At 69.9% G+C, this 19,698-nt stretch carries 18 protein-coding genes; 11 read left to right on the top strand and 7 right to left on the bottom strand.

The features are described 5' to 3' along the window. The first annotated feature begins 3 nt into the window (after positions 1 to 3). From uvrC to AC3A3H_RS14850, 9 genes are all read left to right on the top strand, one after another. Complete coding sequence (gene uvrC, locus AC3A3H_RS14890) at positions 4 to 2,022, top strand: excinuclease ABC subunit UvrC (RefSeq protein WP_487615323.1); 2,019 nt, start codon at positions 4 to 6, stop codon at positions 2,020 to 2,022. 94 nt (positions 2,023 to 2,116) lie between these two features. Then, a complete protein-coding gene (rapZ, locus tag AC3A3H_RS14885; protein WP_487615322.1) occupies positions 2,117 to 3,004 on the top strand; it encodes an RNase adapter RapZ in 888 nt (295 codons plus the stop codon). Positions 3,005 to 3,061: 57 nt separating this feature from the next. After that, entirely contained in the window at positions 3,062 to 4,042 is a 981-nt protein-coding gene (whiA, locus tag AC3A3H_RS14880; RefSeq protein WP_487615321.1) for a DNA-binding protein WhiA, read from the top strand. A 117-nt stretch (positions 4,043 to 4,159) separates the two neighbouring features. After that, positions 4,160 to 4,786, top strand: coding sequence for a superoxide dismutase (locus AC3A3H_RS14875; RefSeq protein ID WP_487615320.1), 627 nt, complete (start codon positions 4,160 to 4,162; stop codon positions 4,784 to 4,786). 103 nt (positions 4,787 to 4,889) lie between these two features. Then, entirely contained in the window at positions 4,890 to 5,894 is a 1,005-nt protein-coding gene (gene gap / locus AC3A3H_RS14870) for a type I glyceraldehyde-3-phosphate dehydrogenase (protein ID WP_487615319.1), read from the top strand. Positions 5,895 to 5,909: 15 nt separating this feature from the next. After that, the gene (locus AC3A3H_RS14865) at positions 5,910 to 7,127 is read left to right on the top strand and encodes a phosphoglycerate kinase (protein WP_487615318.1); all 1,218 of its coding nucleotides are present in this window, start codon (positions 5,910 to 5,912) and stop codon (positions 7,125 to 7,127) included. Beyond that, positions 7,115 to 7,918 (top strand): triose-phosphate isomerase, encoded by an 804-nt coding sequence (tpiA, locus tag AC3A3H_RS14860; RefSeq protein ID WP_487615317.1) that lies wholly within the window; start codon positions 7,115 to 7,117, stop codon positions 7,916 to 7,918. Before AC3A3H_RS14865 ends, tpiA begins: the two co-directional genes overlap by 13 nt. Positions 7,919 to 8,026: 108 nt before the next feature. Further along, positions 8,027 to 8,272, top strand: a complete 246-nt coding sequence (gene secG / locus AC3A3H_RS14855; RefSeq protein ID WP_179605831.1) for a preprotein translocase subunit SecG — start codon at positions 8,027 to 8,029, stop codon at positions 8,270 to 8,272. Positions 8,273 to 8,299: 27 nt separating this feature from the next. Next, entirely contained in the window at positions 8,300 to 8,665 is a 366-nt protein-coding gene (locus tag AC3A3H_RS14850) for an RNA polymerase-binding protein RbpA (protein WP_487615316.1), read from the top strand. A 63-nt stretch (positions 8,666 to 8,728) separates the two neighbouring features. On the opposite strand, the gene pgl is transcribed toward AC3A3H_RS14850, so the two are convergent. From pgl to tkt, 6 genes are read right to left on the bottom strand one after another with little or no spacing between them, the layout of a single operon-like run. After that, positions 8,729 to 9,499: a 6-phosphogluconolactonase gene (gene pgl / locus AC3A3H_RS14845; RefSeq protein ID WP_487615315.1), complete on the bottom strand. Its 771-nt coding sequence runs from the start codon at positions 9,497 to 9,499 to the stop codon at positions 8,729 to 8,731. After that, positions 9,496 to 10,458, bottom strand: a complete 963-nt coding sequence (locus AC3A3H_RS14840) for a glucose-6-phosphate dehydrogenase assembly protein OpcA (protein WP_487615314.1) — start codon at positions 10,456 to 10,458, stop codon at positions 9,496 to 9,498. Before AC3A3H_RS14840 ends, pgl begins: the two co-directional genes overlap by 4 nt. After that, a complete protein-coding gene (gene zwf / locus AC3A3H_RS14835) occupies positions 10,455 to 11,996 on the bottom strand; it encodes a glucose-6-phosphate dehydrogenase (RefSeq protein WP_487615313.1) in 1,542 nt (513 codons plus the stop codon). Before zwf ends, AC3A3H_RS14840 begins: the two co-directional genes overlap by 4 nt. A 9-nt stretch (positions 11,997 to 12,005) precedes the next feature. Beyond that, entirely contained in the window at positions 12,006 to 13,616 is a 1,611-nt protein-coding gene (locus AC3A3H_RS14830) for a glucose-6-phosphate isomerase (RefSeq protein WP_487615312.1), read from the bottom strand. Continuing rightward, on the bottom strand, positions 13,613 to 14,740 hold the full coding sequence (gene tal / locus AC3A3H_RS14825) for a transaldolase (RefSeq protein WP_487615311.1): 1,128 nt from the start codon (positions 14,738 to 14,740) through the stop codon (positions 13,613 to 13,615). The genes AC3A3H_RS14830 and tal overlap by 4 nt, the downstream gene beginning before the upstream one ends. Before the next feature lie 34 nt (positions 14,741 to 14,774). After that, positions 14,775 to 16,868, bottom strand: a complete 2,094-nt coding sequence (tkt, locus tag AC3A3H_RS14820) for a transketolase (protein WP_487615310.1) — start codon at positions 16,866 to 16,868, stop codon at positions 14,775 to 14,777. A gap of 356 nt (positions 16,869 to 17,224) precedes the next feature. Here tkt and AC3A3H_RS14815 point away from each other — a divergent pair, with 356 nt between their 5' ends. Together AC3A3H_RS14815 and AC3A3H_RS14810 are read left to right on the top strand one after the other, a co-directional pair. After that, entirely contained in the window at positions 17,225 to 18,148 is a 924-nt protein-coding gene (locus AC3A3H_RS14815) for a heme o synthase (protein WP_487615309.1), read from the top strand. 2 nt (positions 18,149 to 18,150) lie between these two features. Continuing rightward, positions 18,151 to 18,693, top strand: a complete 543-nt coding sequence (locus tag AC3A3H_RS14810; protein ID WP_487615308.1) for a GNAT family N-acetyltransferase — start codon at positions 18,151 to 18,153, stop codon at positions 18,691 to 18,693. On the opposite strand, the gene AC3A3H_RS14805 is transcribed toward AC3A3H_RS14810, so the two are convergent. Then, the gene (locus AC3A3H_RS14805) at positions 18,667 to 19,608 is read right to left on the bottom strand and encodes a COX15/CtaA family protein (RefSeq protein WP_487615307.1); all 942 of its coding nucleotides are present in this window, start codon (positions 19,606 to 19,608) and stop codon (positions 18,667 to 18,669) included. The genes AC3A3H_RS14810 and AC3A3H_RS14805 overlap by 27 nt on opposite strands. Positions 19,609 to 19,698 lie beyond the last annotated feature (90 nt).

Genomic DNA, 19,698 nt, shown 5'->3' with positions numbered 1-19,698 from the left:
GCTGTGCAGAGTACGGACACGGTCGGCTACCGCCCCAAGGCCGGCGAGATCCCCACGCAGCCGGGCGTCTACCGGTTCCGCGACAAGAACCGGAGGGTGCTCTACGTCGGCAAGGCGAAGAACCTGCGGGCGCGGCTGAGCAACTACTTCCAGCCCCTCCGCAGCCTCCACGAGCGCACCCGCCGGATGGTGACGACGGCGTCGAGCGTCGAGTGGACGGTCGTCGCCAGCGAGTTCGAGGCGTTGCAGCTCGAGTACACCTGGATCAAGGAGTTCAACCCGCCGTTCAACGTGCAGTTCCGGGACGACAAGTCGTACCCGTACCTCGCGGTGACGCTCGGGGAGCGCGTGCCGCGCGTGATGGTGACCCGCAACCGCAACCTCAAGGACGCGCGCTACTTCGGCCCGTACACGAAGGTCTGGGCGATCCGCGACACGGTCGACCTGATGCTGAAGGCCTTCCCTGTGCGCAGCTGCTCCGACGGCGTCTACCGGCGCGCCGAGCTGACCGGGAGGCCCTGCCTGCTCGGCGATATCGGCAAGTGCGCAGCGCCCTGCGTCGGCCGGATCAGTCCGGAGGACCACCGCGGCCTCGCCGAGGACTTCGTGTCCTTCATGGCGGGCAACGACACCAAGTACATCCGCGACCTGACGGAGCGGATGAAGCAGGCGGCGAGCACCCTCGACTACGAGGCCGCGGCGCGGCACCGCGACGCCATCGGCGCGCTCGAGGCGGCCATGGGCAAGAGCGCCGTCGTGCTGCAGGACAACGTCGACCTCGACGCCTTCGGCATCGCCCAGGACGAGCTCGCGGCCGCGGTGCAGCAGTTCATCGTCCGCGGCGGGCGCATCCGCGGTGTCCGCTCGTGGGTGGTCGACAAGGAGCTCGACATCTCGCTCGGCGAGCTGGTGGAGACGGTGCTGCAGAACGCCTACGACGGCGCGGACGCGCCGCCGCGCGAGATCATCGTGCCGGAGCTTCCGGAGGACGCCACCGAGCTGGAGCAGTGGCTGATGGCGCGCCGGGTGGAGGCCGACGAGGCCGGCCCCGTGCGCCGCGGCCCGAAATCGACCGGCCGGGTGGAGCTGCGCGTCGCCCAGCGCGGCGACAAGGCGGCGCTGGCTCAGACGGCCGAGATGAACGCGAAGAACGCGCTCATCCTCTACAAGACCCGGCGCAGCTCCGACTTCGTGGCGCGCTCGAAGGCGCTCAACGACATCCAGGACGCGCTCGGCATGACCGACGCGCCGCTCCGGATGGAATGCTTCGACGTGTCGCACCTGAGCGGCACCAACATCGTCGCCTCGATGGTCGTCTTCGAGGACGGGCTGCCCCGCAAAGACCAGTACCGCCGCTTCAGCATCCCGGAGTCGACCGACGACACCGAGTCGATCTACCAGGTCATCTCGCGCCGGCTGGCGTACCTGAGGGACGACGCGGGCGCAGACGAGGACGCGGAGCAGCAGGACGCCGCGGAGCAGGACGCCGCCGACCAGGACCTCACCGCCGGGCGCGACGGCGACGATCCCGAGATCGACGTCGACGCCGAGATCGCGGAGGCCGCGGAGCGTCGCCGGCGCAAGTTCTCGTACCCGCCGAACCTGCTCATCGTCGACGGCGGCCAGCCGCAGGTCGCCGCCGCGCAGCGGGCGCTGGACGAGTCCGGCGTCACCGGCATCCAGCTCGCCGGGATCGCCAAGCGGCTGGAGGAGCTCTGGCTGCCCGGCTCCGACTTCCCGGTGATCCTGCCCCGCAACAGCGACGCGCTGTTCCTGGTGCAGCGCATCCGCGACGAGGCGCACCGGTTCGCGATCACCTACCAGCGGGCGCGGCGCAAGCGCGACATCTCGACCGTGCTCGGTGAGATCCCCGGCCTCGGCCCCGCCCGCGTGAAGGAGCTGCTCAAGCATTTCGGCTCCGTCGCGCAGCTGCGCCAGGCGACGCCCGAGCAGATCGCGGAGGTGCGCGGGGTCGGCCCGACCATCGCCGCCGCCGTCCACGAGCGCCTCGCCGCGGGCTGAACCACCCGCGCAGACGCGCATCCCGCCGGGAAACCGTCTCGGCCCGGCCCGCCAGTCGGTAGGCTGGTCGCACTCGTTCAGAGAAGGAGAGCACGTGGCGACCGACATCGACACGAACGCCGAGCAGCAAGAAGTGCTGATCGTGACAGGGATGTCGGGCGCGGGCCGGTCGACGGTCGCCAACGCCCTCGAAGACCTCGACTGGTACGTGGTCGACAACCTGCCGCCGCAGATGCTGCGGCCGTTGATCGAACTGGCGAACCGGGCCGAGTCCGGGCTGCCGCGGATCGCCGCGGTCGTCGACGTGCGCGGGCGCAACTTCTTCGAAGACCTGCAGTCGATGATCCAGAGCCTGCGCGAGGGCACCAAGGTGCGCGTGCTCTTCCTGGAGGCCTCCGACGCCGTCCTGGTGCGGCGCTTCGAGCAGGTGCGCCGGCCGCACCCGCTGCAGGGCAACGGCACCATCCTCGACGGGATCGACGCCGAGCGCGCGCGGCTGCGCGAGATCCGCGAGGCGAGCGACATCATCGTGGACACCACGGATCTGAACATCCACCAGCTCGCCACCAACATCACCGAGACGTTCGCGGCGGAGGACACCGCCGGCGTGCAGGTGACCGTGATGTCCTTCGGCTTCAAGTACGGCCTCCCGCCGGACGCCGACCTGGTCGCCGACGCGCGGTTCCTCCCCAACCCGTTCTGGAACCCCGAGCTGCGCCCGCACACCGGGCTCGACGAGGTCGTGCGCGAGTACGTGCTCGAACAGGACGGCGCCGAGGAGTTCATCGCCGGCTACGTGGCCGCGATGCGCCCGATCTTCGCCGGCTACCAGCGCGAGAACAAGCGGCACGCGATGATCGCGATAGGCTGCACGGGAGGGAAGCACCGGTCCGTCGCGATAGCCGAAGAGCTCGCGGCCCGGTTGAGGGGCTTCCCCGGCGTCGCGGTCAACACCAAGCACCGCGACCTCGGCCGTGAATGACGCCGGCCGCTCACTTCACGGCGTGACCCGCGCCGTCTTTCACAGTTAGGAATCCGATTGGCCCTCACCGCCGACGTCAAAGACGAACTCACGAAGGTCGAAGCCAGCAAGACGACCGTCCGAGCTGCGGAGCTCGCGACCATCCTGCGGTTCTCGGGCGGCCTGCATCTGATCGGCGGGAGGATCGCGGTCGAGAGCGAGCTGGACACGCCCGAGCTCGCGCGCCGCGTCCGCAAAGACCTGGCCGAGCTCTACGGCGTCCGCAGCGACGTGTCCGTCATCTCCGCGTCCGGCGTCCGTCGCAGCAGCCAGTACCTGGTCCGGGTGCTGGAGGGCGGCGAGACGCTCGCCCGCCAGACCGGCCTCCTGGACGCCCGCCGCCGCCCCATCCGCGGCCTCCCGAACCGGCTCACCACCGGCTCCCGCGAGGAGCTGGCCGCCGTCTGGCGCGGCGCGTTCCTCGCGCACGGCTCACTGACCGACCCGGGTCGCTCCGCGGCGCTGGAGGTCACCTGCCCCGGCAACGAGGCCGCGATGGCCCTCGTCGGCGCCGCGGGCCGGCTGGGCGTGTCCGCCAAGGCGCGCGAGGTGCGCGGCGTGCACCGCGTGGTCATCCGCGACGGCGAGGCGATCAGCGCCATGCTCGTGCAGATGGGCGCGACCGACACCGTCGCCAACTGGGAGGAGCTGCGCCAGCGCCGCGAGGTGCGCGCGACGGCGAACCGGCTGGTCAACTTCGACGACGCCAACCTGCGCCGCTCCGCGCAGGCCGCCGTCGCCGCCTGCTCCCGCGTCGAGCGCGCCCTCGAGATCCTCGGACCGGACGTGCCGGAGCACCTGCGCTACGCCGGAGCGCTGCGTCTGGCGCACCGCGACGCGAGCCTGGACGAGCTCGGCCACCACGCCGACCCGCCCATGACGAAGGACGCGGTCGCCGGCCGCATCCGCCGCCTCCTGGCGATGGCCGACAAGAAGGCCTCCGAGCTGGACATCCCCGGCACCGACGCGAACCTCCCGGCCGACCTGGATGAGGTGTAGTTTCCGGGTTGGGCGCACGGCCGGGGAAGGAACCCGAAGCCGGCCGGGTTGCCCTCACTAGACTGGAGAAGTCGCCCGAATCAGGGTCTCGAAGAAGAACAACTGTGGAGATGAGTAATGGCTGACTACACGCTCGCCGACCTTCCGTACGACTACTCGGCCCTGGAGCCGAACATCAGCGGCCGGATCATGGAGCTGCACCACGACAAGCACCACAAGGCCTATGTCGACGGCGCCAACACCGCCCTCGCCAAGCTGGCCGAGGCGCGCGACGCCGACGACCTGACCTACGTCAACAAGCTCCAGAAGGACCTGGCGTTCAACCTCGCCGGCCACGTCAACCACACCGTGTTCTGGAACAACCTGTCTCCGGACGGCGGCGACAAGCCGACCGGCGAGCTCGCCGCGGCCGTCGACGAGTTCTTCGGCTCGTTCGACAAGTTCCGCGCCCACTTCACGGCGTCGGCGCTCGGGATCCAGGGCTCCGGCTGGTCGATCCTCGCGTGGGACTCGCTCGGCCAGAAGCTGATCATCGAGCAGCTCTACGACCACCAGGGCAACCTCGCCGCGGCCACCGTCCCGCTGCTGCTCCTCGACATGTGGGAGCACGCGTTCTACCTCGATTACGTGAATGTGAAGGCGGATTACGTCAAGGCGTTCTGGAACATCACCAACTGGGCGGACGTCAACGACCGGTTCACCACGGCGCGCGAGAAGACTTCGGGTCTGCTGCTACTGTCGTAGCGGGTACGGCGTCCCGGGACGGGAGCCGTCCCGGGACGCCGCCGTCCGCTGAAAACACCCACATGGCGCTTCGCGGCGCCCCAGCAAGCAACGGGAGACACCTGTGTCCGTAAAGATCGGAATCAACGGATTCGGTCGCATTGGTCGCAACTACCTGCGCGCGGCCCTCGCCAAGGGCAGCGACCTCGAGATCGTCGCGGTGAACGACCTCACCGACAACAAGACGCTCGCGCACCTGCTCAAGTACGACTCCATCACGGGCCGCCTCGACGCGACCGTGGAGCTGGAGGGCGACAGCATCGTCGTCAACGGCAAGCCGATCAAGGTCCTCGAGGAGCGCGACCCGGCCAACCTGCCCTGGGGCGAGCTGGGCGTCGACATCGTCATCGAGTCGACCGGCCGCTTCACCAAGGCCGCCGACGCCAAGAAGCACATCGAGGCGGGCGCCAAGAAGGTCATCATCTCCGCTCCGGCCACGGACGAGGACGCCACGTTCGTCATCGGCGTCAACGAGCACCTGTACGACCCGGAGAACCACCACATCATCTCCAACGCGTCGTGCACCACCAACTGCCTCGCGCCGCTGGCCAAGGTCTTCAACGACGAGTTCGGCATCGAGCGCGGCCTGATGACCACGGTCCACGCCTACACGGCCGACCAGAACCTGCAGGACGGCCCGCACAGCGACCTCCGTCGCGCCCGCGCCGCCGCGATCAACATCGTCCCGACCTCCACGGGCGCCGCCAAGGCGATCGGCCTGGTCCTCCCGGAGCTGAAGGGCAAGCTCGACGGCTTCGCGCTGCGCGTCCCGGTGCCCACCGGCTCGATCACCGACCTCACGGTCACCGCCTCGCGCCCCGTCACCATCGACGAGGTCAAGGCCGCGTACAAGAAGGCCGCCGAGGGGCCGCTCAAGGGCATCCTCAAGTACACCGAGGACGAGATCGTCTCCTCCGACATCGTGTCCGACCCGCACTCGTCGATCTTCGACTCCGGTCTGCTGCGCGTCATCGGCGACCAGGTCAAGCTCTCGAGCTGGTACGACAACGAGTGGGGCTACTCCAACCGTCTGGTCGACCTGACCGAGTACGTCGCCGAGCGTCTCTGAGCGCCGGGAACCGACGTGACGCTCCGCACTCTCGACTCACTCGGTTCGCTCGCGGGAAAACGCGTCGTCGTCCGCTGTGATCTGAACGTCCCTCTGCAGGACGGGAAGATCACGGACGACGGCCGCGTGCGAGCGTCGATTCCCACCCTCGACGCCCTGATCAATCAGGGCGCCAAGGTGGTCGTGATCTCCCACCTGGGCCGCCCGGAGGGCGCGCCCGACTCGAAGTACAGCCTGGCGCCGGTCGCCCAGCGGCTCTCGGAGCTGCTGGGCACGCCGGTGACGTTCGCGCGGGACACCGTGGGGGCGGGCGCCGAGTCCGCCGTCGCCGGCCTGCAGGACGGCGATGTCGCCCTGCTGGAGAACCTCCGGTTCAACCCGGGGGAGACCGCCAAGGACGAGGCGGAGCGCACGGCGTTCGCCGCCAAGCTCGCCGCGTTCGGCGACGCGTTCGTGTCGGACGGCTTCGGTGTGGTCCACCGCAAGCAGGCCAGCGTGTACGAGCTCGCGAAGGCGCTCCCGAGCGCCGCCGGCACGCTCATCGCGACCGAGCTCGACGTGCTCGACCGGCTCACCGAGAACCCCGAGCGCCCCTACGCGGTCGTGCTCGGCGGCTCCAAGGTGTCGGACAAGCTCGGCGTGATCGGGCACCTGCTCCCGCGAGTGGACTCACTGCTCATCGGCGGCGGCATGCTGTTCACCTTCCTCGCCGCGCTCGGCCACCCGGTCGGCTCGAGCCTGCTGGAGGCCGACCAGATCGACACGGTGAAGGGCTACCTGGCCAAGGCCGAGGAGCTCGGTGTCCAGATCGTCCTGCCGCGCGACGTCGTCGTGGCCTCGAAGTTCGGTGCGGACGCGGAGCACATCGTGCGCCCGATCGACGGCATCGAGGACACCGACTGGGGCGCCTCCGGGCTCGGCCTCGACATCGGCCCGGAGACCGGCGAGCTGTTCTCGGAGTACATCCGCGGCGCCCGCACGGTGTTCTGGAACGGCCCGATGGGCGTCTTCGAGCTGGCGCCGTTCGCGGCGGGGACGAAGGCGATCGCGCAGGCGCTGACCGAGGTCGACGGCCTCGCCGTGGTAGGCGGCGGCGACTCCGCGGCCGCGGTGCGCGCGCTCGGCTTCGCCGACGATCAGTTCGGTCACATTTCTACCGGTGGCGGCGCGAGCCTCGAGTTCCTCGAGGGCAAGCACCTGCCGGGTCTGGAGGTCCTGGGATGGCAGCAGTGAACGGTTCCGTGCGGCGCGTCCCGCTGATCGCGGGCAACTGGAAGATGAACCTCGACCACCTGCAGGCGATCGCGGTCGTCCAGAAGCTGGCGTGGACGCTGAAGGACGCCGGGCACGACTACTCGGCCGTAGAGGTCGCCGTCTTCCCGCCCTTCACCGACCTGCGCAGCGTGCAGACGCTCATCTCGGCCGACAAGCTCCCGATCGCCTTCGGCGGCCAGGACGTGTCCGAGCACGACTCCGGCGCATACACCGGCGAGATCGCCGCGTCGTTCCTCGCGGCGCTCGAGTCGCGCTACGTGATCATCGGTCACTCGGAGCGGCGGACGCTGCACAATGAGACCGACGAGCAGGTCGCGGCCAAGGTCGCGCAGGCGGTCAAGAACAACATCGCACCGATCATCTGCGTCGGCGAGACGGCGGAGGACCTGGAGGAGCACGGTGCGAGCGCCGTCCCGGTCGCGCAGCTGCGCGCCGCCCTGGCGTCCGTCGACTCGGCCGCCGACTTCGTCGTGGCGTACGAGCCGGTCTGGGCCATCGGGTCCGGGCAGGCGGCGACGCCGGAGCAGGCCGAGCAGGTCGCAGCGGCACTGCGCGCGGTCATCGTGGAGCTTCTCGGCGAGGACGTCGCGGCGAAGACCCGCATCCTCTACGGCGGCTCGGTCAAGTCGGGCAACATCGCCGGTTTCATGCGCGAGCCGAACGTCGACGGCGCGCTCGTCGGCGGCGCGAGCCTCGACGTGGCGGAGTTCTCGGCCATCATCCGCTACCAGAAGCACGTCGGACTCTGAGAGCGCGCGGCGGCTCCCCGCACGTCGGGTGAGCTGCCGCGCCTTCCGGCGGTTATACTGGCTGTTGGTTTTGTCGGGCGCAGGCCCGGTCGCATCGAAAGGTCAAGCGTGCAGATTCTCACGGTCATCCTCCAGGTCCTGCTGGGGATCACCAGCCTCCTGCTGACCCTCCTCATCCTGTTGCACAAGGGTCGGGGCGGCGGCCTCTCCGACATGTTCGGCGGCGGCGTCACCTCCAACCTGGGTGCGTCCGGCGTCGCGGAGCGCAACCTCAACAGGATCACCGTCATTCTCGGGCTCATCTGGATCACCTGCATCGTCGTCCTCGGGCTCATCACCAAGTTCAGCGCCTGACCGGCGCCCCTTCACCAGAGGAGAATCATGGCATCCGGAGGAAGCGCAATCCGCGGCTCGCGCGTCGGCGCCGGCCCGATGGGGGAGCAGGACCGGGGTTTCCACGCCGAGCGCGTGGCGGTCTCGTACTGGGACGCCGTCGGCAATGAGACGGTCCGCTATTTCGCGGCGAACCTCCCCGACGAGGAGATCCCCGATGTGATCGACTCGCCGTCCACCGGCCTCCCGGCCGGGCGCGACAAGGAGAACCCGCCGTCGGTCGCGAAGGCCGAGCCCTACAAGACGCACCTGGCCTACGTGAAGGAGCGCCGCTCGGAGGAGGAGGCGGAGCAGCTGCTCGAAGACGCCCTCAACCAGCTCCGCGCCCGCCGCGGCAAGCCCACGAGCAACTAGAGCGTACGAAGAAGCCCCGCCGGTCGATGACCGGCGGGGCTTCTTCGTTGCGTGGGTTTGCGCTCAGTAGCTGGGTGCAATGAGGTTCTCCGGAACGTCGACTGCCGCGTCCTTGTCCACGAAGAACACGGTGCGCTTGCGGCCCTTGGCGCCGGCGACCGGGACCTCTGTATAGCTCGCACCGGCCAGCGCGAGGCCCAGGGCGCTCGCCTTGTCGGTGCCGGAGAGCACCAGCCAGATCCGGTCGGACGCGTTGAGCACCGGGCGGGTGAGGCTGAGGCGCTGCGGCGGCGGCTTGGGCGACTCGCGCTCGGCGATCACGGTGGCCTCCGTCTCCCGGATGCCGGCGCGATCGGGGAACAGCGACGCGATGTGCCCGTCGGGGCCGACGCCGAGGAAGGTGATGTCGAACTTCGGGAAGCTCTGGCCCTCCGGGGCGAACGCCTCGAGCTCCGCGGCGTAGAGGCGCGCCGCCTCGTCGATGTCGGCGATCTCGTCGGATGCCGGGAACGGGTGGACGTTCTCCGGCGGGACCGGGAGGTGGTCGAGGAGCGCCTCGCGCGCCTGGCGCTCGTTGCGATCCTCGCTCGACTTCTCCACGAACCGCTCGTCACCCCACCAGAAGTGCACCTTCGACCAGTCGATGGTGTCGCGCGCGGGGGAGGAGTTGACGGCCTCCAGCACGGCGTTGCCCATCGTGCCGCCCGTCAGCGCGATGTTGGCCGCGCCCAGGTCGTCGAGGATGTCGATCGTCTTGGTGAGGAAGCGCGCGGCCACCGACGCGGCGAGTGCTTCCTTGTCGGGGTGGACAAGCACCCGCCGTTCGTTCGTCATGCTGTCGCGCCCACTCCTTGATCGGAGGCCTCGAGCAGCCCGAGACCCTTCGTGATGACCTCGCCGTACAGGTCGTCCGGGTCCAGCCTACGCAGTTCTTCGGCGAGGCAGTCGCGGAGGCTGCGGCGCGGCAGCGACAGATCGTGCGTCGGCTGTCCCGGCTGGGACAGCCGCGCGACGTTCGGGATCTCGCGCTCGAGCTCGATCGTGCCGGACGCCCGCTCCATCGAGACGCCGTGGATGCCGCCCGAGCCGATCGCGCGCGACGCGAGGTCGTACTGCACCGGAACCTGGAGCTGCAGGCGCAGCCAGGCGGCGAGCAGCAGGGTGGAGGGCGAGTTGGCGGCGCCGGCGACCTCCACCGAGGTGATCGGCTCGTACGGCGGCTGGTCGAGCACGGCGGCGAGCTGCGCGCGCCACAGGGTCAGTCGCGTCCAGGCGAAGTCGGTGTCGCCGGGGGCATACGTCTCGGCCAGGTGGAAGAGCGCCTCCTGCGGGTTCGGCTGGGCCGACGCGTCGGTGATGCGGATCGTGGCGATGCGGCCGAGCGGGGAGGTGGAGGCCTTCGCCGGAGCGATGCCGGGCCACCAGACCACGACGGGCGCGTCCGGCAGCAGGAGGCCGGTGACCAGCCCCTCCTCATCGCTCGCGGTCTCGCCGTAGGCGCGGAGGACGATGACCTCGCTCGCGCCCGCGTCGCCGCCGACGCGGATCTGGGCGTCGAGGCGCCCCGAGTCCGTGTGGCTGCGCTCCTCCTCGGTGGAGACCACGATGACGCGCATCGGGTGCTCGCGGGAGGCGTCGTTCGCGGCCTCGATGGCCTCCTCCTCCTGGCCGAGGTGGGTCGCGATCACCAGGGTGAGCACGCGGCCGAGGGCGACGGCGCCGCCCTCCTCGCGGATCTTGACGAGCGCTTTCGAGATGTTGCTCGTCGTGGTGTCGGGCAGATCGACGATCATGGACGCCTCCAGACGCGGCCGTCGCGGGCGAGGAGCTCGTCGGCGGAAGTGGGGCCCCAGGTTCCGGGGCGGTACTGCTCGGGCTGGCCCTGCGTGGTCCAGAACTCCTCGATCGGGTCGAGGATCTTCCAGGACAGCTCGACCTCCTCGTGCCGCGGGAACAGCGGCGGGTCGCCCAGCAGGACGTCGAGGATGAGTCGCTCGTAGGCCTCCGGGCTTGCCTCGGTGAAGGCGTGGCCGTAGCCGAAGTCCATGCTGACGTCGCGCACCTGCATGCCGGCGCCCGGCACCTTGGAGCCGAAACGGATCGTCACGCCCTCGTCGGGCTGGACCCGGATCACGAGCGCGTTCTGACCGAGCGCGCTGGTCTGCGACTCCGCGAAGAGCTGCTGCGGCGCGCGCTTGAACACGACCGCGATCTCCGTGACCCTGCGGCCCAGGCGCTTGCCCGCGCGCAGGTAGAACGGGACGCCGGCCCAGCGCCGGGTGCCGATCTCCAGCTTGATCGCGGCGTAGGTCTCCGTGGTGGACTCGGGGTTCATCCCGTCCTCCTCCAGGAAGCCGACGACCTTCTCGCCGCCCTGCCAGCCGCTCGAGTACTGTCCGCGCGCGGTCGACTTGGCCAGGTCCTTCGGCAGCCGGACGGCCGCGAGCACCTTCTCCTTCTCGGCGCGCAGGTCGGCGGCGTCGAACGAGATCGGCTCCTCCATCGCCGTGAGGGCGAGGAGCTGCAGGAGGTGGTTCTGGATGACGTCGCGGGCCGCGCCGATGCCGTCGTAGTAGCCGGCCCGGCCGCCCACGCCGATGTCCTCGGCCATCGTGATCTGCACGTGGTCGACGTAGTTGGCGTTCCAGATCGGCTCGTACAGCTCGTTGGCGAAGCGCAGCGCCAGGATGTTCTGGACCGTCTCCTTGCCGAGGTAGTGGTCGATGCGGAACACCGAGTCGGGCGGGAAGACCGACTCGACGACCTGGTTGAGCTCGCGCGCGGTCTTCAGGTCGCTGCCGAACGGCTTCTCGATGACCACGCGACGCCAGCCGGTCCCGGACTGGTCGGCCAGCCCGGACTTCTTGAGCTGCTCCGTGACCAGCGGGAACGCCTTCGGCGGGATCGACAGGTAGAACGCGTGGTTCCCCATCGTGCCGCGCTCGACGTCCAGCTTCTGGACGGTGTCCTTGAGGCGCAGGAACGCCGCCTCGTCGTCGAACTCGCCGGAGACGAAGCGGATGCCCTGGGCGAGCTGCTTCCAGACGTCGTCCTCGAACGGGGTGCGCGCGTACTGCTTGACCGCGTCGTAGACGACCTTCTCGAAGTCCTGGTCCTCCCAGTCGCGCCGGGCGAACCCGACGAGCGAGAATCCGGGCGGCAGCAGGCCGCGGTTCGCCAGGTCGTAGACGGCCGGCATCAGCTTCTTGCGGGAGAGGTCTCCCGTCACTCCGAAGATGATGAGGCTGCTCGGGCCGGCGATGCGGTTGAGACGACGGTCGGAGGGCAACCGCAGGGGATTGAACTCCGGGGTGACTTCCACCGGTGACATCTGGCTCCTCTAGTTGACGGCCTCGAACAGCGAGACGACGTCGGCCTCGGGGTTCGTGAGGGTCAGGGTCAGCACGGGACGGCCGTGCTCGCCGAGCACGCTGGCGTCGCCGGCGGCCTGAGCCTGGATGAGCTGGCCGAAGGTGAACGGACGGTCCGGGATCTCGAGGTCCTCCGGAGCCGCCGCGGTGATCTGCAGGAACACGCCGACGGCGGGGCCGCCCTTGTGGAACTGGCCGGTCGAATGCAGGAAGCGCGGGCCCCAGCCGAAGGTGACGGGGCGCCCGGCCTTGGCGGCGAGCAGGTCGCGGATGCCCGCGAGCTGCGGCAGCGCGAGCCGGTCGACGTAGGCCTGCACGGAGACGTAGCCGTCCGGTCCGAGCTGCGCCAGCAGGGCGTCGACTGCGCCATCGAGCGTCGACGCGTCGCCGAGGAACGACCCGGTGGTGCGCACCTCGACGCCGCCAGCGGTGAACGCGGGCGCGACAGGCTCCGGACGGTTCTCGAGCAGGGCGCGGGCGGCGACCTTGGCGGCCTCCACGTCGGGCTGGTCGAACGGGTTGATGCCGAGCAGGCGGCCGGCGACCGCGGTGGCGTACTCCCAGACGATGAGCTGCGCGCCCAGGCTGCCGGAGACGAGGATCTCGCCCTCGTGGCGGTCGGCCGGGAACAGGTGGTGGGCCTCCGCGTTGGCGACGAGCCGGACGACCTGGAGGTCGGCGGGCTTCGACGACAGCTCGGGGGAGAGCGTGTCGAGCACGACGGGGAGAAGGCCGGTGCCCTCCTTGCCGGTGGACTCCGCGATCAGCTGCTCGGCCCAGTCGGCGAACCCGACGATGTGGGTGCCGTCCGAGACGATGCCCAGCTTGTCCTTGAGCGGGTTGGTGCCGGCGATCGCGGCGCCCAGCACGAGGCCGGGGTTCGCGTCGTTGTCGACGGCGAGCTCGATGAGCGTCGCCTCCGCCTCGTCGAGGAGCTCCGAGATGTCCACGCCGGCGAGGCCGGACGGGACCAGCCCGAACGCGGTGAGCGCGGAGTAGCGTCCTCCCACGTTGGGGTCGGCGTTGAAGACGCGGTAGCCCGCCTCGCGCGCCGACTGGTCGAGCGGCGAGCCAGGGTCGGTGACGATGACGATGCGCTCGACCGGGTCGATGCCGGCGTCGCGGAACCACTTCTCGTAGATGCGCTTCTGGCTGTCGGTCTCCAGGGTCGAGCCCGACTTGGAGGAGATGACGACGGCGGTCGCCTGCAGGCGGTCGTGCAGCGCCGAGAGCACCTGGCCGGGGTCGGTCGAGTCGAGGACCGTGAGCTCGGCCTCCGCGGTGCGCGTGATGACCTCGGGAGCGAGCGAGGAGCCGCCCATGCCGCCGAGGACGATGTGGTTGACGCCCTTGGCGTGCAGCTGCTCGCGCAGTGCGACGATCTCGGCGACCAGCGGGCGGGAGATCGCGACGGCCTCGGTCCAGCCGAGTCGCTTGGCGGCCTCCGGCTCGGCGGCCGGGCCCCAGAGAGCCGGGTCCTGCGCGGTGATGCCGGAGCCGACGCGGTCGGCGACGAGCTGCGGCACCACCGACGCGACGGCCTGGGCCGCCGCGCCGGTGACATGGATGCGGAAGGTCACTTGGCGGCCTCCAGCGCGTTGCTGACGGTCTCCACGAGCTCGCCCCACGACACGTTGAACTTGTCGACGCCCTCGCGCTCGAGGGTGGCGGTCACGTCGTCGTAGTCGACGCCGAGGCCGGCGAGTGCGTCAAGGACGCCCTTCGCGTCGGCGTAGTTGCCGGTGACGGTGTCGCCGGCGATCTCGCCGTGGTCGAAGGTGGCCTCCAGGGTCTTCTCCGGCATGGTGTTGACCGTGTTCGGCGCGACCAGCTCGGTGACGTAGAGGGTGTCGGGCAGGCTCGGGTCCTTCACGCCGGTGGAGGCCCAGAGCGGGCGCTGCTCGTTCGCGCCGGCCGCGACCAGGGCCTTGGCGCGGTCGGTGGCGAACTCCTGCTCGTAGAGCTCGTAGGCGAGGCGGGCGTTCGCGATGCCGGCCTTGCTCTTGAGCGCGTGGGCCTCGTCGGTGCCGATCGCGGTCAGGCGCTTGTCGACCTCGGTGTCCACGCGGGACACGAAGAACGACGCGACCGACTGGATGCCGGAGAGGTCGATGCCGGCGGCCTTCGCCTTCTCGAGCCCGGTCAGGTACGCGTCGATGACCTGGCGGTAGCGCTCGAGGCTGAAGATCAGCGTGACGTTGACGCTGATGCCGGCCGCGATGGTCTCGGTGATGGCCTCCAAGCCCTCGACCGTCGCGGGGATCTTGATCAGCACGTTGGGCTTGTTCACCTTGGCGGCGAGCTTCTTGGCCTGCTCGACGGTGGCGTGCGCGTCATGCGCGAGGCCCGGCTCCACCTCGATGGAGACGCGGCCGTCGACGCCGTCGGAGGCCTCGTAGACCGCATGGAAGATGTCGCTGGCGTCGGCGACGTCGTCGGTCGTGATCTCGAAGATCGCGTCCTCGACGCTCGCGCCCGCGGCGGCGAGCTCCTTCACCTGGGCGTCGTAGGCCTCGCCCTTGGAGAGGGCGGTGGCGAAGATCGTCGGGTTGGTGGTCACGCCGACGACGTTGCGCTCGGCGATCAGCTTCTGGAGGCCGCCCGTGGCGATCCGCTCACGGGACAGGTCGTCCAGCCAGATGCTGACTCCGGCGGCGGACAGCGCGGCCGTGGGGGAGGCGGTGGTGGAAGTGGTGTCGGTCATCGTGGTTTCTTCTTCTCTTCTTCCGTGCCCGCGCTCAGAGCGACGCGAGCGATTCCTTGGCTGCGGCGACGGCGTGCTCGGTGGTCATGCCGAACTCGCGGAACAGCGTCTTGTAGTCCGCCGAGGCGCCGAAGTGCTCGATGGAGACGCTGCGGCCGTGGTCGCCGACGATCTTGTCCCAGGCGAGCGCCAGGCCGGCCTCGATCGAGACGCGGGCCTTGAGGCCGGCGGGGAGGACCTTCTCCTGGTAGGCGGCGTCCTGCTCGTGGAACCACTCGAGGCACGGCGCGGAGACGACGCGGGCGTTGATGCCCTCGCCGCGCAGCACCTCGCGGGCCTCGAGCGCGATCTGGACCTCGGATCCGGTGGCGATGAACAGCACGTCAGGGGTGCCGCCCGGCGCCTCGGCCAGGATGTACGCGCCCTTGGCGACGTTGGCCGCCGAAGCGAGCGTGTCGCCGGTGGCCTCGCCTTCGCCGCGCTCGAACACCGGTATGTTCTGGCGGGTGAGCGCGATGCCGGCGGGGCCGCCGCGGCGCTCCAGGATGGTCTTCCAGGCGTAGGCGACCTCGTTGGCGTCGCCCGGGCGGACGACGTCCAGGTGCGGGATGGCGCGGAGCGTCGAGAGCTGCTCGATCGGCTGGTGCGTCGGGCCGTCCTCACCGAGGGCGACGGAGTCGTGCGTCCAGACGAAGATCGACGGCACCTGCATCAGGGCGGCCAGGCGGATGGCCGGGCGCTGGTAGTCGCTGAAGATCAGGAACGTGCCGCCGAACGGGCGGGTCGGGCCGTGCAGCACGATGCCGTTGAGGATCGCGGCCATCGCGTGCTCGCGGATGCCGAAGTGCAGCACGCGGCCGTACGGGTTGCCGGTCCACTCGTGGGTCGAGTGCTCGGTGGGCACGAACGACGCGGCGCCCTCGATCGTGGTGTTGTTCGACTCGGCGAGGTCGGCCGAGCCGCCCCACAGCTCGGGCATGACGCCGGCGATCGCGTTGATGACCTTGCCGCTGGCGGCGCGGGTCGAGACGTCCTTGCCCGCCTCGAAGACCGGGAGGGCCTCCTCGAAGCCCGCGGGCACGTCGCCGGAGAGCAGGCGGTCGAGGAGCTCCTTGCGCTCCGGGTTGGCCGCGGCCCAGGCGTCGAAGCCCTTCTGCCATTCGGCGTGCTCCTGCGCGCCGCGCTCGACGGCCTTGCGGGTGTGGTCGATGACGTCCTCGGCGACCTCGAAGGTCTGGTCGGGGTCGAAGCCGAGCACCTCCTTGACGGCGCGCAGCTCGTCGGCGCCGAGCGCCGAGCCGTGGATCTTGCCCGTGTTCTGCTTCTTGGGGGCCGGCCAGCCGATGATCGTCTTCAGGACGATCAGCGACGGCTTGTCGGTGACCTCCTGGGCGTTGACGATGGCCTGGTGCAGCTCCTGCACGTCCTCCTCGTAGACGCCGGTCTTCTTCCAGTCCACGACCTGGACGTGCCAGTGGTAGGCCTCATAGCGCGCCTTGACGTCCTCGGTGAACGCGATGTTCGTGTCGTCCTCGATCGAGATCTGGTTGGCGTCGTAGATGGCGATCAGGTTGCCGAGCTGCTGGTGGCCGGCGAGGCTCGACGCCTCGGAGCTGATGCCCTCCTCGAGGTCGCCGTCGCTGGCGATCACGTAGACGAAGTGGTCGAACGGGCTGGTGCCCGCGGCGGCGTCCGGGTCGAAGAGGCCGCGCTCGAAGCGCTGCGCGTAGGCGAAGCCGACCGAGGAGGAGATGCCCTGGCCGAGCGGGCCGGTGGTGATCTCGACGCCGTCGGTGTGGCGGTACTCGGGGTGGCCCGGGGTGAGCGAGCCCCAGGTGCGGAGCGCCTTGAGGTCGTCGAGCTCGAGGCCGTAGCCGCCCAGGTACAGCTGGATGTACTGCGTCAGCGAGCTGTGGCCTGCGGACAGGATGAAGCGGTCGCGGCCGAGCCAGTGCTGGTCGTGCGGGTCGCGGCGCATCACCTTCTGGAAGAGCAGGTACGCGGCGGGGGCCAGGCTCATCGCGGTGCCGGGATGACCGTTCCCCACCTTCTCCACCGCGTCGGCCGCGAGGACGCGGACCGTGTCTACTGCCTTGTTGTCAATGGGATCCCACTGCAGAGCTGCCACGTGAAAACTGACCCTTCGTCGAAAGTGGTGAGGGTCGTCGTGTAACCCGCACCGGTTGAGGTAGTGCGCGCCGTGGACGTCATCGGCGCCGGTCCGCTTCTCCGTCACAGTCCTACAAATCGAGGTCGAGGAAAAGGGGGTCCGGCTGGCGAGCACCTCCAAGTATAGGTAACGCGCACGAAACCTGGGGTGTTCCAGCAGGTGCATGCGCTAACGGTGAGTGCACGGCCGCGGAACACTGCGGAACTGCGCCCGTGTCGTAGACTGGTCGCGGTCTGTAACAATCCGCACAGTCGCCGGGGCACTCCGTGAGACCGGCGTCCCGGGACCGCACGATTCCTGTAAACCGAGGAGCAATGGACGTCGTCGTAGAGAGCCGTGTCGAACCGGCGGGCCGCATCGGCGTCGCGCGCAAGGCGAAGGCGTACCTCGCCCTCACCAAGCCGCGCGTGGTGGAGCTGCTGCTCGTCACGACCGTTCCGACGATGATCCTGGCCGCGCACGGCATCCCGAACCTCTGGCTGGTGCTGGCCACCGTGGTCGGCGGCTACATGTCCGCAGGCTCGGCCGGCGCGTTCAACTGCTACATCGACCGCGACATCGACCGCGTGATGCGCCGCACCAAGAACCGGCCGCTGGTCACCGGCGAGCTGAGCGACCGCGAGGCGCTCGTGTTCGCGTGGGCGCTCGGCATCGCCTCCGTGCTGGTGCTCGGCTTCTTCACGAACTGGCTGGCGGCGGCGCTCTCGGTGGGCGCCATCCTGCTGTACGTCGTCTTCTACACGCTCATCCTCAAGCGCCGCACCGCCCAGAACATCGTCTGGGGAGGCGTCGCCGGCTGCATGCCCGTGCTGATCGGCTGGGCGGCCGTCACCGGCTCGCTCGCCTGGCCGCCGGTCATCCTGTTCGGCATCATCTTCCTCTGGACGCCGCCGCACTATTGGCCGCTGTCGATGAAGTACCGCGAGGACTACAAGGAGGCCGGCGTGCCCATGCTCGCCGTCGTCCGCGGCCGCACCGTCGTCGGCCTGCAGGTCATCCTGTACGCGTGGGCGATGGTCGCGTGCTCGCTGCTGCTCATCCCGGTGGCGCACATGGGGCTGCTGTACACGGTGGTCTCGCTGGGCGCAGGCGGCTGGTTCCTGTACGAGTCGCACCGCCTCTACAACCTGGCGATCCGCCACGAGCACGTGTCGCCGATGCGCGTGTTCCACGGCTCCATCGCCTACCTGACGCTCATCTTCCTCGCCGTGGCGATAGATCCGCTGCTACCGTTCTGAGCGTGCAGGCGCTGAGGACGGCCCGGCTCGTTCTCGACGCGCCGCGGGAGAGCGACATCGCCGCCGTCCTGGAGGCGTGCCAGGACCCCGAGGTCCTGCGCTGGATCCCGCTGCCGGAGCCGTATACGCGCGAGAGCGCCGAGTTCTTCGTGCGCGACTATGCGCCGCACGGGCTGGCCAGCGGTCGGTTCACGGTGTGGGCGGTCCGCGAGAGCACCACGGCGCCCCTGGTCGGGGCGGTCGAGGTGCGGCGCGACGAGGCGGACGGCGCGGCCTCGCTCGGCTGCTGGCTCGCGCCGTCGGCGCGCGGCCGGGGAGTGATGACTGAGGCGCTCACGGCGATCTGCGCGCACGCGCTGTCGCCCGCCGGCCTCGGCTTCGACCGGCTGCACTGGGAGTACCTGCCGGGCAACGAGGCGAGCCGCCGCCTGGCCGGACGGGTCGGTTTCGACTTCGCCGGCGCGCAGCCGCACCCGGTGGAGTTCCGCGGCGAGCAGCGCGAGGCGCTGACCGGGGTGCTACGCCGCGACGACGTCCGCGGCTGAGCCGGCCGGGACCGCGGCGCGCGGAGCGCTGGCCTTCAGGGACAGGACGACCGCGGTCATCACCGCCGCGAGTGTGGCCGCGAGCGTCATGTGGAGGCCGACCAGGACGCCGGGGAGCCCGGTGTTCGACTGGATCAGCCCCACGGCGATCTGGACGAGCTCGACCGCGAGCAGCAGCAGCGTGAAGCGGTGCACCGGCGTGCTGCGGATGCGCCAGGCGCCCACGACGAGCACGAGTGTCAGCGCGAAGGTCAGGTACGCCGGGATGGCGTGCACGTGCTCGATGATCTCGGGGTTCAGGCCGTTGCGCGGGGTCTTCGCGTCGCCGGCGTGCGGACCGGAACCCGTCGTGACGATGCCGAACACGATCGTCACGGCGACGACGACGCTCGTCGCGTACGCGGTCGCCGCGTACCAGCCCGGCACCGCGCGCACGCGGGGACCGGGGACCGCGTAGACGCGGACCAGGAAGACCGTGGTGAGCACGACCAGGATCATCGAGGCGATGAAGTGCATCCCGACCACCCACCAGCTCAGGCCGGTGAGGACGGTGATGCCGCCGAGGACGGCCTGGAAGGGCACGCCGAGACCGGCGGCGAACGACAGCCAGAACAGATCGGCGCGGCTCCGCAGGAGTCGGACGACCGACAGGAAGGCCAGGATCGCCAGGACGGCGAGGACGCCGCCGAGCATCCGGTTGCCGAACTCGATCACGCCGTGGATGCCCATCTCCGGCGTGTTCACGAGGGAGTCCGCCGTGCACTTCGGCCAGGTCGGGCAGCCGAGGCCGCTGGAGGTGAGGCGCACGGCGCCACCGGTCGTCACGAGCAGGATCTGAGCCGCGAGGTAGATCCAGGCGACGACCCTGGTGCGCCGGTCGACACGGTCGGGCAGCCACGCGATGATGCGCTTCATATGTTCCTGGGTTCCTCAGATCTGATCGATACTCGGCCAACGTGCAGGCGCGCCTCTACTATTACCGCTTCGCACCTGTAGAATTGGTGG

This window comes from Leifsonia sp. Soil_N53 (genome assembly GCF_057655165.1).
The sequence above is the reverse complement of the archived record's forward strand: the minus strand, read 5'-3'. Positions and strand labels throughout refer to the sequence as shown.

What these genes read in the sequence shown, in the direction of transcription:
- AC3A3H_RS14875 (WP_487615320.1), top strand. Translation starts at nt 4,160, where the DNA reads ATGGCTGACTACACGCTCGCCGACCTTCCGTACGACTACTCGGCCCTG.
- tpiA (WP_487615317.1), top strand. Translation starts at nt 7,115, where the DNA reads ATGGCAGCAGTGAACGGTTCCGTGCGGCGCGTCCCGCTGATCGCGGGC.
- AC3A3H_RS14850 (WP_487615316.1), top strand. Translation starts at nt 8,300, where the DNA reads ATGGCATCCGGAGGAAGCGCAATCCGCGGCTCGCGCGTCGGCGCCGGC.
- pgl (WP_487615315.1), bottom strand. Translation starts at nt 9,499, where the DNA reads ATGACGAACGAACGGCGGGTGCTTGTCCACCCCGACAAGGAAGCACTC.
- AC3A3H_RS14840 (WP_487615314.1), bottom strand. Translation starts at nt 10,458, where the DNA reads ATGATCGTCGATCTGCCCGACACCACGACGAGCAACATCTCGAAAGCG.
- zwf (WP_487615313.1), bottom strand. Translation starts at nt 11,996, where the DNA reads ATGTCACCGGTGGAAGTCACCCCGGAGTTCAATCCCCTGCGGTTGCCC.
- tal (WP_487615311.1), bottom strand. Translation starts at nt 14,740, where the DNA reads ATGACCGACACCACTTCCACCACCGCCTCCCCCACGGCCGCGCTGTCC.
- AC3A3H_RS14815 (WP_487615309.1), top strand. Translation starts at nt 17,225, where the DNA reads ATGGACGTCGTCGTAGAGAGCCGTGTCGAACCGGCGGGCCGCATCGGC.
- AC3A3H_RS14805 (WP_487615307.1), bottom strand. Translation starts at nt 19,608, where the DNA reads ATGAAGCGCATCATCGCGTGGCTGCCCGACCGTGTCGACCGGCGCACC.